At 70.5% G+C, this 16141-nt stretch carries 14 protein-coding genes; 9 read left to right on the forward strand and 5 right to left on the reverse strand.

The genetic code is table 11. The features are described 5' to 3' along the window. Positions 1-8: 8 nt before the first annotated feature. The 3 genes from ABZ725_RS01595 (at position 9) to groL (ending at position 3133) form a co-directional block, all read left to right on the forward strand. A complete protein-coding gene (locus ABZ725_RS01595) occupies positions 9-815 on the forward strand; it encodes a polysaccharide deacetylase family protein (protein ID WP_358801349.1) in 807 nt (268 codons plus the stop codon). Between the two features lie 272 nt (positions 816-1087). Continuing rightward, positions 1088-1396, forward strand: coding sequence for a co-chaperone GroES (gene groES, locus ABZ725_RS01600; protein WP_020132158.1), 309 nt, complete (start codon positions 1088-1090; stop codon positions 1394-1396). Between the two features lie 111 nt (positions 1397-1507). After that, a complete protein-coding gene (gene groL / locus ABZ725_RS01605; RefSeq protein WP_351903671.1) occupies positions 1508-3133 on the forward strand; it encodes a chaperonin GroEL in 1626 nt (541 codons plus the stop codon). A gap of 83 nt (positions 3134-3216) precedes the next feature. Here groL and ABZ725_RS01610 read toward each other — a convergent pair whose 3' ends face one another. From ABZ725_RS01610 to ABZ725_RS01620, 3 genes are all read right to left on the reverse strand, one after another. Next, positions 3217-3924, reverse strand: coding sequence for an ester cyclase (locus tag ABZ725_RS01610; protein ID WP_358800822.1), 708 nt, complete (start codon positions 3922-3924; stop codon positions 3217-3219). A gap of 90 nt (positions 3925-4014) precedes the next feature. Then, positions 4015-4788, reverse strand: coding sequence for an SDR family oxidoreductase (locus ABZ725_RS01615; RefSeq protein WP_351903665.1), 774 nt, complete (start codon positions 4786-4788; stop codon positions 4015-4017). A 110-nt stretch (positions 4789-4898) separates the two neighbouring features. Next, positions 4899-5567 (reverse strand): MOSC domain-containing protein, encoded by a 669-nt coding sequence (locus ABZ725_RS01620; protein WP_351903662.1) that lies wholly within the window; start codon positions 5565-5567, stop codon positions 4899-4901. Positions 5568-5647: 80 nt separating this feature from the next. Between ABZ725_RS01620 and ABZ725_RS01625 the strand changes: the two genes are divergently transcribed. After that, positions 5648-6595 carry a LysR family transcriptional regulator gene (locus ABZ725_RS01625; RefSeq protein WP_358800823.1) on the forward strand — a complete coding sequence of 316 codons (948 nt, stop codon included), beginning with the start codon at positions 5648-5650 and terminating at the stop codon, positions 6593-6595. A 131-nt stretch (positions 6596-6726) separates the two neighbouring features. Here ABZ725_RS01625 and ABZ725_RS01630 read toward each other — a convergent pair whose 3' ends face one another. Beyond that, positions 6727-7056 (reverse strand): WhiB family transcriptional regulator, encoded by a 330-nt coding sequence (locus ABZ725_RS01630; protein WP_358800824.1) that lies wholly within the window; start codon positions 7054-7056, stop codon positions 6727-6729. Positions 7057-7435: 379 nt separating this feature from the next. Between ABZ725_RS01630 and ABZ725_RS01635 the strand changes: the two genes are divergently transcribed. The 4 genes from ABZ725_RS01635 to ABZ725_RS01650 all read left to right on the forward strand — a co-directional run bounded on the left by ABZ725_RS01635 (position 7436) and on the right by ABZ725_RS01650 (position 11999). Then, positions 7436-8047, forward strand: coding sequence for a response regulator transcription factor (locus tag ABZ725_RS01635; protein ID WP_003948568.1), 612 nt, complete (start codon positions 7436-7438; stop codon positions 8045-8047). A gap of 432 nt (positions 8048-8479) precedes the next feature. Further along, positions 8480-9067, forward strand: coding sequence for a sigma-70 family RNA polymerase sigma factor (locus ABZ725_RS01640; protein ID WP_351903656.1), 588 nt, complete (start codon positions 8480-8482; stop codon positions 9065-9067). A gap of 143 nt (positions 9068-9210) precedes the next feature. After that, positions 9211-10713, forward strand: coding sequence for an IMP dehydrogenase (gene guaB / locus ABZ725_RS01645; RefSeq protein WP_351903653.1), 1503 nt, complete (start codon positions 9211-9213; stop codon positions 10711-10713). Between the two features lie 161 nt (positions 10714-10874). Continuing rightward, entirely contained in the window at positions 10875-11999 is a 1125-nt protein-coding gene (locus ABZ725_RS01650; protein WP_329220292.1) for a GuaB3 family IMP dehydrogenase-related protein, read from the forward strand. 661 nt (positions 12000-12660) lie between these two features. Here the strand turns inward: ABZ725_RS01650 and ABZ725_RS01655 are convergent. Beyond that, positions 12661-13869 (reverse strand): nucleotide sugar dehydrogenase, encoded by a 1209-nt coding sequence (locus tag ABZ725_RS01655; protein WP_358800825.1) that lies wholly within the window; start codon positions 13867-13869, stop codon positions 12661-12663. Between the two features lie 267 nt (positions 13870-14136). On the opposite strand from ABZ725_RS01655, the gene ABZ725_RS01660 reads away from it, so the two are divergent. Beyond that, positions 14137-15843, forward strand: coding sequence for a glycerol-3-phosphate dehydrogenase/oxidase (locus ABZ725_RS01660; protein WP_358800826.1), 1707 nt, complete (start codon positions 14137-14139; stop codon positions 15841-15843). Positions 15844-16141: the final 298 nt, after the last annotated feature.

Below are 16141 nucleotides of genomic sequence, written 5' to 3' on the forward strand. Positions count from 1 at the left end.
GGCGGGGCCTGACGGCCGTACTGCTGATCCTGACGACGACCACCCTGGCGGCTCTGTCCGGCTGTGCCCAGTCCGTCGACCCCATCGAACGGCTGGGCAAGAAGGCCGCCGCCCGGGTGCACCCGACCGGCCCGGCCGAGCCCGCCCCCTACCGCCGCTGGGGCCTGACGGCCCCCCTGGCCCCGGCCCCGAAGAACCCGTCCCGTTCGCTGGCGGGCAGCCCGGGCACGGCCCTCCCGCCGGTCGTCGACCGCATTCCGACCGCCGACAAGGTCGTCTTCCTCACCTACGACGACGGCGCGGAACGCGACCCCCGCTTCATCGACATGGTCCGCGAACTGCGCCTCCCCGTGAGCATGTTCCTCACGGACAGCGTGGTGGGCCCGGGCTACGCCCACTTCGCCCGGCTGCAGTCGGTCGGCGCGAACATCCAGAACCACACCCTGGACCACCCGGCCCTGCGCGGTCTGCCCTACGCCGGCCAGCGCGCCGAGATCTGCGGCCAGCAGGACAAACTCCGCTCCCGCTTCGGTCTGCGCCCCCGCCTCTTCCGCCCGCCGTACGGCGCCTACGACACCACCACCCGACGCGCCGCCGCCGACTGCGGCATCACGGCGATCGTCCTGTGGCGCGTCTCGATGGGCCCCACCGACCTCACCTACACCCACGGCCCCCACCACCTCCACCCCGGCGACGTCATCGCCGTGGCCCCGGACGAGTCCCCGGGCCCGGGCCTGAGGGAACGCACGACCCGACTCCTGCGCCGGGTACAGGAGCAGGGCCTGACGGTGGCCAGGCTGGAGGACTACGTCTGAGGGCTCATCGCGGCGCAGGGTAGGTGCCTGTTCTTCAGCCCGTCCGGCGTTTGAGGACGAGGCCCCTTCAGGGCCGATTTCCTGCCGACGCGCCGCAGGCATTGGCACTCCGCTTGACCGAGTGCTAACCGCGGTCATAGTCTCGCTTCTGGCACTCCCCCCTGGAGAGTGCCAATAGCGACGGGCAGGTCCGGCACCCGCGACGACGGATCCACCTGGTCGCCACCTCAGACAGTTAGCCCCGTGAGATCTCCGAAGGGGGAGGTCGGATCGTGACGACCACCAGCTCCAAGGTTGCCATCAAGCCGCTCGAGGACCGCATTGTGGTCCAGCCGCTCGACGCCGAGCAGACCACCGCCTCTGGCCTGGTCATCCCGGACACCGCGAAGGAGAAGCCCCAGGAGGGCGCCGTCCTCGCCGTTGGTCCGGGTCGCTTCGAGAACGGCGAGCGCCTGCCGCTCGACGTCAAGGTCGGCGACGTCGTCCTGTACAGCAAGTACGGCGGCACCGAGGTGAAGTACAACGGCGAGGAGTACCTCGTCCTCTCGGCTCGCGACGTGCTCGCGATCATCGAGAAGTAATTCACCCAGTTTTGCAGTGAACTGCGCCCCTGGCCCCCGCGACTTGTGATGCCGGGTGCTGGGGGCGCAGTTCGTTTCACCCACGTTTTCCGAGAGGGCTGAACCGCTCCCATGGCGAAGATCCTGAAGTTCGACGAGGACGCCCGTCGCGCCCTCGAGCGCGGCGTCAACAAGCTTGCCGACACGGTCAAGGTGACGATCGGCCCCAAGGGCCGCAACGTCGTCATCGACAAGAAGTTCGGCGCTCCCACCATCACCAACGACGGTGTCACGATCGCCCGCGAGGTCGAGCTCGACGACCCGTACGAGAACCTCGGCGCCCAGCTGGTGAAGGAGGTGGCGACCAAGACCAACGACATCGCGGGCGACGGCACCACCACCGCCACCGTGCTCGCCCAGGCGCTGGTCCGCGAGGGCCTGAAGAACGTCGCCGCCGGCGCCTCCCCGGCCTCCCTGAAGAAGGGCATCGACGCGGCGGTCAAGGCCGTCTCCGACGAGCTGCTCGCCTCGGCCCGCCCGATCGAGGAGAAGTCCGACATCGCCGCGGTCGCCGCGCTGTCCGCCCAGGACCAGCAGGTCGGCGAGCTCATCGCCGAGGCGATGGACAAGGTCGGCAAGGACGGTGTCATCACCGTCGAGGAGTCCAACACCTTCGGTCTGGAGCTGGACTTCACCGAGGGCATGGCCTTCGACAAGGGCTACCTGTCGCCGTACTTCGTGACGGACCAGGAGCGCATGGAGGCCGTCCTCGAGGACCCCTACATCCTCATCAACCAGGGCAAGATCTCCTCGATCTCCGACCTGCTGCCGCTGCTGGAGAAGGTCATCCAGACCAACTCCTCGCGTCCGCTGCTGATCATCGCCGAGGACCTCGAGGGCGAGGCCCTGTCGACCCTGGTCGTGAACAAGATCCGCGGCACCTTCAACGCGGTCGCCGTCAAGGCCCCCGGCTTCGGTGACCGTCGCAAGGCGATGCTCCAGGACCTGGCGGTCCTCACCGGCGCCACCGTCATCTCCGAAGAGGTCGGCCTCAAGCTCGACCAGGTCGGCGTCGACGTGCTCGGCTCCGCCCGCCGCGTCACCGTCACCAAGGACGACACCACGGTCGTCGACGGCGCCGGCGACTCCTCCGAGGTCACGGGCCGCGTCGCGCAGATCAAGGCCGAGATCGAGAACACCGACTCCGACTGGGACCGCGAGAAGCTCCAGGAGCGCCTCGCGAAGCTGGCCGGCGGCGTGTGCGTGATCAAGGTCGGCGCCGCCACCGAGGTGGAGCTGAAGGAGAAGAAGCACCGTCTCGAGGACGCCATCTCCGCGACCCGCGCCGCGGTCGAGGAGGGCATCGTCTCCGGTGGCGGCTCCGCGCTCGTCCACGCCGTGAAGGTCCTCGAGGGCAACCTCGGCAAGACCGGCGACGAGGCCACCGGTGTCGCCGTGGTCCGCAAGGCCGCCGTCGAGCCGCTGCGCTGGATCGCCGAGAACGCCGGCCTGGAGGGTTACGTCATCACCTCCAAGGTCGCCGAGCTCGACAAGGGCCAGGGCTTCAACGCCGCCACCGGCGAGTACGGCGACCTGGTCAAGGCCGGCGTCATCGACCCGGTCAAGGTCACCCGCTCCGCCCTGGAGAACGCCGCCTCCATCGCCTCCCTCCTGCTGACGACCGAGACCCTGGTCGTCGAGAAGAAGGAAGAGGAAGAGCCGGCCGCCGGCGGTCACAGCCACGGTCACTCGCACTGACGCAGTTCGCTGGACGTACCAGCACTGAGGCCCGGCACCCTGCAGACAAGGGGCGCCGGGCCTCAGCGTTTCCCATTTTTCCGCTACTGCTCCAGCGTGTCCAGCACACCCAGCTGCCCCATCAGCCCGAGCCGGTCGTACTGCCACCAGCCCTCGACGATCTTTCCGTCCTCCTGGCACCGGAAGACGGTCGTCCCGGTCATGGTGACCTTCCGCCCGGTCGCCGGGATCCCGACGAAGTCGCCCGTGTGGGTCGCGTTCCAGGTCCACCGGTTGCACACGCGGTCGCCCTGGCCGAACTGGTCGTCGAGGGAGAAGGCGAAGTCGAAGCCGCCCCGCCACCGCTCGACCTCCCGCCGCATCGCGTCCATCCCCATGGTGTCCTGTTCGTTGGCGGGGTCATGATCGTGATAGTCCTCGGCGACCAGCCCGTCGAGCGGCGGCAGCTCACCCCGGGCGCCGATCGTCTCGAAGAACCGCCGTGCCGTGTCCGCGTACAACTGCTCGTCCCGCACGACGTCGAGATCCGTGAACGTCGGCATCTCGTCGCACAGCGCCACCAGATCCCGGAAGACCTTGTCCGTCTCCGGAAGGTTCGAGTTCCGCATCGCTTCCTCGTACGACGGGAACTCCACGATCTCGATGAAGTGCGACGCGTCGGAGCGGTCCTTGCCGACCACCGCGTGCGTCGCCGTCCGCTTCCCCTTGGTCTGTTCGACCCATGTGTCCATCAGCCGGTCCATCTCGTCGAACCGGCTGGTCCTGCAGTCGATGAGCTGTACGAATGTCATGACGCCGCCTCCGGCCCCCCTGGGTCCGGTTCCCTCACGTCCAGTTTCCCACCGGAGCGCCGACGCCACCCGACCACCGCCCGCGGGCTGTCACTGAGGCCCGTACTTCCGCCCCGTCTTCGAGCTGATCCCGCCCAGCAGCGACCGGGGCGTGACCTTCACCAGCCCCATCAGCGCCTTGTAGCGCGGGTCGGGGATCGACAGCGACTTCCCGCGCGCGAGGTCGTGCAGCGCCGCCGCGACCAGCTTGTCCGCGTCCAGCCACATCCAGCCCGGGATGTTGTCCGTGCCCATCCCGGCCCGCTCGTGGAACTCCGTGCGCACGAACCCCGGGCACAGCGCCATCAGCCGGACGCCCGTACCGGCCAGATCCTTCGCGGCGCCCTGCGTGAACTGCACGACCCACGCCTTGGACGCCCCGTACGTCCCGCGCGGCACGAAGGCCGCCACCGAGGCCACGTTGACGACGCCCCCGCGCCCGCGCTCCCGCATCACCGTCGTCGCCGCGGACGTCAGCCGCAGCACCGCCTCGCAGTGCACCTTGAGCATCTTCAGCTCATCGGCCATGGAGACGTCGAGATAGCGGCCCTTGTTGCCGAAGCCGGCGTTGTTGACCAGCAGGTCGACGGGGTTCTTGCGGTCGCCGAGCCGGGCGGCGACCTTCTCGATGCCGTCGTCCGTCGCCAGGTCGGCCGTCAGCACCTCCGCCTCGATGCCGTGCCGGTCGTGCAACTCGGTCGCCTGCTCACGCAGCCGCTTGGTGTCCCGTGCCACGAGGACGAGATCGTGCCCGTCCGCCGCCAGTCTGCGCGCGAACGCGGCGCCGATCCCCGCGGTCGAACCCGTAATGAGAGCCGTTGTCATGCCGCAAGGTTAGTGACCCGGAGTGTCCGCGTCCGTTCTCTGCACGCGGCCTCCCGAACGTGAAGGCCGCGTGTGCACCGCTCCCGTGCGGCCCCTGCGGCGAGGTCGCTTCAACCCCCGTACTTCTCCACGTACTTCCGGGCGCTCGCCAGCGCCTCCGGATGCAGCGCCTCGCCCGCCGCGAGCAGTCGGGGCAGCAGTTCCCGGTTCGTGGTGGTGGCCCGGAACTCCATCCGCGCCGTCACGTCGTGATCCGGCACATGGACGATCTCCACCGCGTCCCCCGCGCGGATCTCACCCGGCACGATCACCCGCAGATACGCGCCCGTCGCCGCCTTCTCCGTGAACCGCCTGACCCACCGCTTCTCACCCATGTGGCCTTGGAAGGTGAGGCACGGAACCCGCCCGGCGCTCACCTCCAGCACCACCTCGGCGCCGATCCGCCAGCGCTCGCCGATCCGCGCGTCGGAGACGTCCAGCCCTTCGGTGGTGAGGTTCTCGCCGAACGCGCCGTTGGCCAGGGTGCGCCCCAGCTCGCGCCCCCAGTCGTCGAGGTCCTCGCGCGCGACGGCGTACACCGCCTGGTCGTCGCCGCCGTGATGGCGCAGGTCGCACACCGTGTCCCCGGCCAGACCGCTCGCGCCGACCCCCTTCGGGCCGGGCGCGAAGACCCGCACGGGCCCGTCGACCGGCTGCTTGTCGATCCCGGTCAGCCCCTGCGGCTGGTCGGTGTACGGCACGGCCTTCGGGCGGCCCAGATTGACTGACAGAAGCCTCATACCGTCACGGTAGGGGACCGTAGATCAAAGTGTCGACGCATTATTCGCTCCGTGACCCAAGGTTCACTTATGATCGATGGATGATCGAGGCCCGTCATCTCCGCGTCCTGCGTGCCGTGGCCGCCACCGGCTCCTTCTCGGCGGCCGGGCGCGAACTGGGCTGCACACAGCCGGCCGTCAGCCAGCAGATGAAGGCCCTGGAGGCCTCGGTGGGCACGCCCCTGCTGGTCCGCAGCGGCCGCGAGATGCGGCTGACCCAGGCGGGCGAGGCCCTCGTCCGGCATGCGGCCGGGATCCTGTCCGGGCTGACCGCCGCCGAGGAGGAGGTCGCCGCGATCGCGGGGCTGCGGGCCGGCCGGGTCCGCCTGGTCTCCTTCCCCAGCGGCAGCTCCACGCTCGTCCCCACCGCCCTCGCCGCCCTGCGCGCCGCCCACCCCGGCACCCGTGTCTCCCTGGAGGAGGCCGAGCCGCCGCAGTCGGTCGAGCTGCTGCGCGAGGGCGACTGCGACATCGCCCTCGCCTTCCGCTACGAACGCGCGCCGGGCGGCGGCGACGCCGGCGACACCGGGTCCGCCGCCGACGGCGAGTGGGACGACCTGGTCGTACGGCCGCTGCTGAAGGACCGGCTGGTCGCCCTCGTGCCCGAACGGCACCCCCTCGCGCGCGGGGAGTCCCTCGCCATCGGCGATCTCGCCGCCGAGCCGTGGATCGCCGGCTGTCCGCGCTGCCGCGGCCAGCTGGTCCAGGTGTGCGAGCGCGCGGGCTTCACCCCCCGCATCGACTTCGCGACCGACGACTATCCCGCGGTGGTCGGCCTGGTGGGCGCCGGTCTCGGGGTCGCCGTCCTGCCCCAGCTCGCGATCGAGTCCGTACGCCCGCGTGGCGCTCGCGTGCTCACGCTGGAACCGGCGGTGCGGCGGGAGATCGTCGCGCTCACCCTGCCGGACCTGGCCCAGGTTCCGGCGGTGACCGCCACGCTGGAGCAGCTGGGGCGGGCGGCGGCGCGGAGTGGAGACGTCAGACAGTGAGGCGGCAGCAGTGAGGCGTCAGCAGTGAGGCGACAGCAGTGAGGCGGCAGTGAAAGACGGAGGGCACGCGCGCGTGCCCTCCGTCTGTGTGCCCTCCGGCTGCGTGCTCTCCGTTTAGGAGAAACGTTCCTTCATGTGTTCGAAGCGGTATCGCTCGCGCCCGACGACGCCGACACCAGGCGGTTGCGCGCCCGCCCCATGAGCTCTTCGCGCTCGTCCTCGGTCAACCCGCCCCACACGCCGTACGGCTCGCGCACCGCCAGCGCGTGCGCCGCGCACTGCGCGCGGACCGGGCACCTCATGCAGACCTCCTTGGCCGAGTTCTCTCGAGCGCTCCGAGCCGCCCCGCGCTCACCCTCCGGATGGAAGAAGAGCGAACTGTCCACCCCGCGGCAGGCGGCCAGGAGCTGCCAGTCCCACAGGTCCGCGTTCGGTCCGGGAAGGCGGGAGAAATCTGCCATTGTGTGACCCCTTGTAGCCGTTCTGAGCGGATACGGTGCCCACGACCGTACAACTACGATCTAAGGAGATGAAAATATGACTCATTGCGAATCTAGCCTCAGACACCAGTAAAAGGGAAGAAATAGGGCTGAACGGGGCATGGGTTGTGATGAAAGCTTGAGGGTCCGTGTGGCTGCCTCCACTGTGTCCGCGCCCTCACGTAGAGTGCCGAAGAATGCACGCAGCCCCGTAACTCTTTCGAGTGACCGTCGTTGGTAGTGCGGTGGCGGTTGAAAACACAAACGCTCGGGCAGGCGTCCGAGACGGTCGACCGCACAGGTGACGATTCGTACCAGCCTGGAGGCACAAGGTGACGCGCATCAGCTGCGGAGGGCGGCCATGACTTCCGTCCTCGTCTGCGACGACTCCCCGCTTGCCCGAGAGGCGCTCCGCCGCGCGGTCGCGACCGTGCCCGGCGTCGAGCGCGTGACGACGGCGGCCAACGGCGAGGAAGTACTCCGCCGCTGGGGTGCCGACCGCTCGGACCTGATTCTGATGGACGTACGCATGCCCGGACTGGGCGGCGTCGAGACCGTACGGCGGCTGCTGTCCGCCGACCCCGGGGCGCGCATCATCATGCTGACCGTCGCCGAGGACCTCGACGGCGTCGCCCTCGCGGTCGCCGCCGGCGCCCGCGGCTACCTGCACAAGGACGCCTCGCGCGCGGAACTGCGCGCGACCGTCACCCAGGCGCTCGCCGACCCGACCTGGCGGCTCGCCCCGCGCCGGCTGCGCTCGGCCGAGATGGGCGCGGCGCCCACGCTCACCGCGCGTGAGATCCAGGTGCTCGAAGGCATGAGCCACGGCCGCTCCAACGCGGAGATCGGCCGCGAGCTGTTCCTCTCCGAGGACACCGTCAAGACGCACGCCCGCAGGTTGTTCAAGAAGCTCGGCGCCTCGGACCGCGCGCACGCCGTGGCGCTCGGCTTCCGTTGGGGGCTGGTCCGTTAGGGATCGTCCCACCAGGGATCGTCCCTTCGGGGGATCGTCCTCGCCCGCCCGGCCCCGCGGTCCTGGACCGGTCCCGAAGCGGGACGGTCCTGGGCCGTCCGGCGGATCGGGTCGGCTTCGGGGTGACATCGGTCATTCAGTGAGGGAGCGGGCTCATGCGCGAACTTCCCTGCTCAGACGTGGTGCGGCGGCCCGGTGAGGCCCCCATCCACCGCGCCGTGAGCGGGTGCGGGGCACGGTCTCGGCGGGTGCCCGCTGCTCGTTTCGCCGCCGATGCCGCATCCTTGAGGTGTGGAGTTCCTCGGGGACGAGTCGGTCGAGCGGAAGGGGAGGGCGCAGGGGATGAGTTCCGGCGCACCTGCTCATAACGCTTCGGTGCACAACGACGGGCACGGTGCCGCGGCCGGTCCGGCCGCAGTGCACCATGGACCGATGCGCGATGACGAGGCGGTCACTGCCGGGGGGACGATCGGGGCACTCGTCCATCGCGCAGTGGACGGCGACGAACAGGCCACCCATGATCTGCTGGCCCATGTCCACCCGCTGGCGCTGCGCTACTGCCGCACCCGGCTCTCCCGGCTGCCCGGCGACGCACGCCACTTCGTCGAGGACCTCGCCCAGGAGGTCTGCGTAGCGGTCCTGCTCGCGCTGCCCCGCTACCGGGACACCGGCAGGCCCTTCGAGGCCTTCGTCTTCGCCATCGCCGCCCACAAGGTCGCGGACCTCCAGCGCGCCGCGATGCGCCACCCGGGCTCGACGGCGGTCCCCTCCGACGAGATGCCCGAACGCCCGGACGACTCCCTCGGCCCCGAGGAGCGCGCCCTCCTCAGCAGCGATGCCGAATGGGCGAAGAAACTCCTGGCCAACCTGCCCGAGAACCAGCGGGAACTGCTGCTGCTGCGCATCGCGGTGGGCCTCACCGCCGAGGAGACCGGCCAGATGTTGGGAATGTCACCCGGAGCGGTCCGGGTGGCCCAGCACCGGGCGCTGAGCAGGCTGCGAGCGCTCGCCGAGCAGTAGGCGACCCCTTCGCTGAACAGGGTTCGCCCCGTTTCCGTACGAACATACGAAGCCCGGAACCACGCTCGACCGTGGAATTCGGGAGGTGCGCTTCCCGTTAGCATGGACATCCGCACCGATCAAGGCCATTTGGGGAAGGTGTCATGACTGCCAACGTCGACGGAGTGCCCGGAAAATTCGCGACCCTCGGGCTGACCTACGACGACGTGCTGCTGCTGCCGGGGGCATCCGAGGTGCTCCCCAACGCGGTCGACACCTCGTCCCGCATCTCCCGCAACGTCCGGGTCAACATCCCGCTGCTGTCCGCGGCGATGGACAAGGTGACCGAGTCCCGCATGGCGATCGCGATGGCCCGCCAGGGCGGCGTCGGCGTGCTGCACCGCAACCTCTCCATCGAGGACCAGGTCAACCAGGTCGACCTCGTGAAGCGCTCCGAGTCCGGCATGGTCACCGACCCGATCACCGTGCACCCGGACGCCACGCTGGCCGAGGCCGACGCGCTGTGCGCCAAGTTCCGCATCAGCGGTGTGCCGGTCACCGACCCGGCCGGCAAGCTGCTCGGCATCGTCACCAACCGTGACATGGCCTTCGAGTCCGACCGCGGCCGTCAGGTGCGCGAGGTCATGACCCCGATGCCGCTGGTCACCGGCCAGGTCGGCATCTCCGGCACGGACGCCATGGAGCTGCTGCGCCGCCACAAGATCGAGAAGCTTCCGCTGGTCGACGCGGCGGGCGTTCTCCAGGGCCTCATCACCGTCAAGGACTTCGTCAAGGCCGAGAAGTACCCGCACGCCGCCAAGGACGCCGAGGGCCGACTGCTCGTCGGCGCCGCGGTCGGCGCGAGCCCGGAGGCGCTGGAGCGCGCCCAGGCCCTCGCCGAGGCCGGCGTGGACTTCCTGGTCGTCGACACCTCGCACGGTCACAACAGCAACGCCCTCAGCTGGATGTCGAAGATCAAGTCGAGCGTGCGCGTCGACGTGATCGGCGGCAACGTCGCCACCCGCGACGGCGCCCAGGCCCTGATCGACGCCGGTGTCGACGGCATCAAGGTCGGCGTCGGACCCGGCTCGATCTGCACCACCCGCGTGGTCGCCGGCATCGGCGTCCCGCAGGTCACGGCCATCTACGAGGCGTCCCTCGCGGCCCGTCCGGCGGGCATCCCGCTGATCGGCGACGGCGGCCTGCAGTACTCCGGCGACATCGGCAAGGCGCTCGCCGCCGGCGCCGACACGGTGATGCTGGGCAGCCTCCTCGCGGGCTGTGAGGAGTCCCCGGGCGAGCTGCAGTTCATCAACGGCAAGCAGTTCAAGTCCTACCGGGGCATGGGCTCGCTCGGCGCCATGCAGTCCCGCGGCCAGGCCAAGTCGTACTCCAAGGACCGCTACTTCCAGGCGGAGGTCGCGGCCGACGACAAGCTCGTCCCCGAGGGCATCGAGGGCCAGGTGCCCTACCGCGGTCCGCTGGGCAACGTGCTGCACCAGCTCGTCGGTGGTCTGCGCCAGACCATGGGCTATGTGGGCGCGGCCACCATCGAGGAGATGGAGACCAAGGGCCGCTTCGTGCGGATCACCTCCGCGGGCCTCAAGGAGAGCCACCCGCACGACATCCAGATGACGGTCGAGGCGCCGAACTACAGCAACAAGTGACGACAGCGGTCGCAGCAGGCGCAGCGGTCTCACGGTAGAAAGTGACCCGCACGCGCGCGTGAGGCATTCCAAGGGCGGCCCCGGAGACTCCGGGGCCGCCCTTGTCGTACCAGTCGGCGATACTGGAAGACGCTGCAACGCATCAGGGAAAGGCCACACACGTGACTGAGATCGAGATCGGGCGCGGCAAGCGCGGCCGCCGGGCGTACGCATTCGACGACATCGCCGTCGTCCCCAGCCGCCGTACGCGGGACCCGAAGGAGGTCTCGATCGCCTGGCAGATCGACGCCTACCGGTTCGAGCTGCCGTTCCTGGCCGCCCCCATGGACTCGGTCGTCTCTCCGGCCACCGCGATCCGCATCGGCGAGCTCGGCGGCCTCGGCGTCCTCAACCTCGAGGGCCTGTGGACCCGGCACGAGGACCCGCAGCCGCTGCTCGACGAGATCGTCGAGCTGGACGCGGACACCGCGACCCGCCGCCTCCAGGAGATCTACGCGGCCCCCATCAAGGAGGAGCTGATCGGGCAGCGCATCAAGGAGGTGCGCGACTCGGGCGTGGTCACCGCGGCCGCGCTCTCCCCGCAGCGCACCGCCCAGTTCTCCAAGGCCGTCGTCGACGCGGGCGTGGACATCTTCGTCATCCGCGGCACCACGGTCTCGGCGGAGCACGTCTCCGGCTCGCACGAGCCGCTGAACCTGAAGCAGTTCATCTACGAGCTCGACGTCCCGGTGATCGTCGGCGGCTGCGCCACGTACACGGCGGCCCTGCACCTGATGCGCACCGGCGCGGCGGGCGTCCTGGTCGGCTTCGGCGGCGGCGCGGCGCACACCACGCGCAACGTGCTGGGCATCCAGGTCCCGATGGCGACGGCGGTCGCGGACGTGGCGGCGGCCCGCCGCGACTACATGGACGAGTCCGGCGGCCGGTATGTGCACGTCATCGCGGACGGCGGCGTCGGCTGGTCCGGCGACCTGGCCAAGGCCATCGCCTGCGGCGCCGACTCGGTGATGATGGGCTCCCCGCTCGCGCGCGCGACCGACGCGCCGGGCCGAGGCCACCACTGGGGCATGGAGGCCGTCAACGAGGAGCTGCCGCGCGGCAAGAAGGTCGACCTCGGCACGGTCGGCACCATCGAGGAGGTCCTGACGGGCCCCTCGCACACGCCCGACGGCTCGATGAACCTCTTCGGCGCTCTGCGCCGCGCGATGGCCACCACCGGCTACAGCGAGCTCAAGGAGTTCCAGCGCGTCGAGGTGACGGTCGCGGACTCGGTGCACCGGCGCTAGCGGCCGCGTAGAACGACGACAGGGGCCGGTCGACTCACTCGGGTGAGACGACCGGCCCCTGTCGCATGCCCGGACGGGCCCGGGGACACGGTGGCGTGTGGTGCGGGGCGGGGGCGCACGGTTGCCTTCGGGGCGAATGTGGGCTGGTCAGGGGGGTCGCGGGCGGTAGCGTCCGTGTTCGGCGCCCCAGTTGTGTGGGGTGCCCCCCTTCCAAGGACATCGTTCCGGACCCCGCCCTCGGGGCCCGGCCCGAGTTCCGACGGGCCGCCTACCGGGTCAATGGGCGGCGTCGGGAAGGGGGCGCCCATGGGACGCCACCGCAAGCCCACCCGCTGGGACCGACTCCGTCTTCGGATGGTGAAGTGCCGGAGGAGGTGGATCTTGCGTCTTTTCGGACGGTGAGCGGCCGCCCCCATCACAACTAGGGGCGGACACCCGTAACCCGTCAGGAGCCTGCCGCAGTAGCCCCTGCGGTGGGCTCCACCCTTTTCGGACGGTGATCGGCCGCCCCCAAACACAGTAGGGGCGGACACTCCGTGATCCATCCAGGAGCCTGCCGCAGTACCCGCTGCGGTGGGCCCCACCTGTTTCGTACGTTACCGGCGGGCCGGGTCGTGCGCCACCAGCCTTCGGAGCCCGTGGCGGACGTGTGCGCCCCGGTTCACAACCGGTGCGCCGCCCCCGTAGGGGTCGCCCCCCGGGTGTCCAGCAGTAGCTGGGCCTTCACCGACAGGCCCTGGAGGTCGTAGGTGCGGTGCTGCTGGAGGAGGATCGTGAGGTCGGCTTCGGCGGCGGCCTCGTAGAGGGAGTCGGCGCGGGGGACCGGGCGGTCGAGGACGCTCCAGGACGGCACGTGCGGGTCGTGGTAGCTGACGGCCGCGCCGAGTTCCATCAGGCGGAGCGCGATCTCGCGCGCGGGGGTGTTCTGCTGGTCGGCGAGGTCGGCCTTGTAGGTGACGCCGAGCAGCAGCACGCGCGCGCCCCGCGCCGACTTGCCGTGCTCGTTCAGGAGCGCGGCGGCGCGCTGGACGACGTAGCGGGGCATGCGGTTGTTGACCTGCTGGGCCAGTTCGACCATGCGCAGGGGGTTGCCGGGCCGACCGGTGCGGTCGAGGGGGACGGAGTGGCCGCCGACGCCGGGGCCGGGGCGGAAGGCCTCGAAGCCGAACGGCTTGGTCTCCGCGCAGCGGACGACGTCCCAGAGGTCGACGCCCAGGTCGTGGCAGAGGACGGCCATCTCGTTGACGAGCGCGATGTTGACGTGCCGGAAGTTGGTCTCCAGAAGCTGCACGGTCTCGGCTTCCCGCAGGCCACGCGCGCGTACCACCTTGTCGGTGAGCCGGCTGTAGAACGCGGCGGCGGACTCGGTGCAGGCGGGGGTGAGCCCCCCGATGACCTTCGGCGTGTTGGCCGGGGTGAAGGCGCGGCTGCCGGGGTCGACCCGGCTGGGGGAGTAGGCGAGGTGGAAATCGCGGCCCGCGCGGAGACCGGACGTCTCCTCCAGCAGCGGTAGCAGGAACTCCTCGGTCGCCCCGGGGTACACCGGCGACTCCAGGATGACGGTGGTGTGCGGGCGCAGGTGCCCCGCGAGGGTGCGGGCGGCCGCCTCCAGCTGGCTCAGGTCGAGTCCGCCGTCCGCGTCGCGCGGGGTCGGGGCGCAGATGACGGCGGTGCGCACCCGGCCCAGCTCGGCGGGGTTGGTGGCGGGCCGGAAGCCCCCCGAGAGCATCCGGCGCAGTTCGGCGGGGCTGAGGGAGCCGGCCTCGGGGCCGGTGCGGTAGCCGACGGTGGGGATGCCGGCGGCCACGGCGGCCTGGGCCAGGGGCAGGCCGAGCGGGCCGAGTCCGATGACGGCGAGATCTGCGGGCATGGCGTGAGCCGTCCTTCCCAATAACCGAGGTGGGACAGGTGCGCAAGCCCGGTGGACAGGATGGACGAGCGCAATGTCAGACTAGGAGTAAATATGACCGTTATGCGGGATTGATCGACTGTGTTGGGCGGCTGTGTTGGGCGGCCGGTTTCCCGGCAGGTCGGTTCCGGTTCCGTGAGAGTTGTCCACAGGCTGGGGGCGAGTGGTGGCTGAAGTCGGGCAACGCGGTCAGAATCTGGGCAGGGGCGACCGACAGCGGGAGGCACCGTGAGGACAGCGACACTGGGACCGGCGCAGCGGGCCGAGTCACTGGCGGCCATGGCCGAGCGCGAGCTGGACGTGCTGGTGGTGGGAAGCGGCGTGGTCGGCGCGGGTATCGCCCTGGACGCCGTGACACGCGGCCTGTCCACCGGTCTGGTCGAGGCGCGTGACTGGGCGTCGGGCACGTCCAGCAGGTCCAGCAAGCTGATCCACGGTGGCCTGCGCTATCTGGAGATGCTCGACTTCGCCCTGGTGCGCGAAGCGCTGAAGGAGCGCGGGCTGCTGCTCGAACGGCTCGCTCCGCATCTTGTGAAGCCGGTGCCCATCCTCTATCCGTTCGAGCACAAGGTCTGGGAGCGGCTGTACGCCGGGATGGGCGTCGCGCTCTACGACGCGATGTCCATGGCCCGCGGGCACGGCCGCGGCCTGCCGACACACCGCCACCTGAGCCGCCGTCACGCCCTGCGCATCGCCCCCGCTTTGAAGAAGGACGCGCTGGTCGGCGCGTTGCAGTACTACGACGCGCAGATGGACGACGCGCGCTTCGTCGCCACGTTGGTGCGCACGGCCGTGTCCTACGGGGCGCAGGCGGCCAACCGCGCGCGGGTCACGGGGTTCCTGCGCGAGGGCGAACGCGTCGTGGGCGCGCGCGTGCAGGACGTCGAGGCGGGCGGGGAGTACGAGATCCGCGCCCGGCAGATCGTCAACGCGACGGGCGTGTGGACCGACGACACCCAGGCGATGGTGGGGGAGCGGGGGCAGTTCCACGTCCGCGCCTCCAAGGGCATCCACCTCGTCGTGCCGAGGGACCGGATCAGCTCCTCCAGCGGGCTCATCCTGCGCACCGAGAAGTCCGTGCTGTTCGTCATCCCCTGGGGCCGGCACTGGATCATCGGTACGACCGACACCGACTGGGACCTCGACAAGGCCCACCCGGCCGCGTCCAGCGCCGACATCGACTACCTGCTCGAGCGGGTGAACTCGGTGCTCGCCGTGCCGCTGAGCAGGGACGACGTCGAGGGTGTGTACGCGGGGCTGCGGCCGCTGCTGGCCGGTGAGTCCGAGGCCACCAGCAAGCTGTCGCGCGAGCACACCGTCGCGCATCCGGCGCCGGGACTGGTCGTCGTGGCGGGCGGCAAGTACACGACGTACCGGGTGATGGCCAAGGACGCGGTCGACGAGGCGGTGCGCGGGCTCGACCAGCGGGTCGCCGACTGCGTCACGGAGGACGTGCCGTTGTTGGGCGCGGAGGGCTATCGGGCGCTGTGGAACGCGCGGGCGCGGATCGCCGCGCGGACCGGCCTGCACGTGGTGCGGGTGGAGCATCTGCTGAACCGCTTCGGGGCGATGGCGGAGGAGGTGCTGGACCTGATCGCCGCGGACCCGTCGCTGGGCGAGCCGCTGCACGCCGCCGACGACTATCTGCGCGCCGAGATCGTCTACGCCGCCTCGCACGAGGGGGCCCGGCACCTGGACGACGTGCTGACGCGCCGCACGCGCATCTCCATCGAGACCTTCGACCGCGGTACGCGCAGCGCCCGCGAGGCCGCCGAGCTGATGGCGCCGGTCCTCGGCTGGGACAAGGAGCACATCGAGCGCGAGGTCGAGCACTACGAGAAGCGGGTGGAGGCCGAGCGCGAGTCGCAGCGCCAGCCCGACGACCTGACGGCGGACGCGGCCCGGCTGGGCGCGCCGGACATCGTGCCGCTGTAGGCAGCAGGCAGCAGGCAGCAGGCAGCAGGCAGCAGGCAGCAGGCAGCAGGCAGTGGGCGCCTGGGCGAATGGCCGGGTCGGCTTCACTCGAACGAGTGTCGTGAACCGGGATCTCTGTTCGGAACCGGCGCGTTGTACGGATTGCGAGGGCAGAACTCGGCGGCGGGCAGGCCGTAGAGCGCTCCCGCGCGCACTCTGGCCGGAGCGTGCTGCACCTTCTGGCCGGAATGCTCCACTCCTGGGATGCGGTCCGAATGCCATGAGAGGCACCCTGGGCGTCGGGCACTTGTCGGGTGAG

Origin of the sequence: Streptomyces sp. NPDC006872 (assembly GCF_040635845.1) — a bacterium.
In the GTDB taxonomy this organism is placed as follows: Bacteria; Actinomycetota; Actinomycetes; order Streptomycetales; family Streptomycetaceae; genus Streptomyces.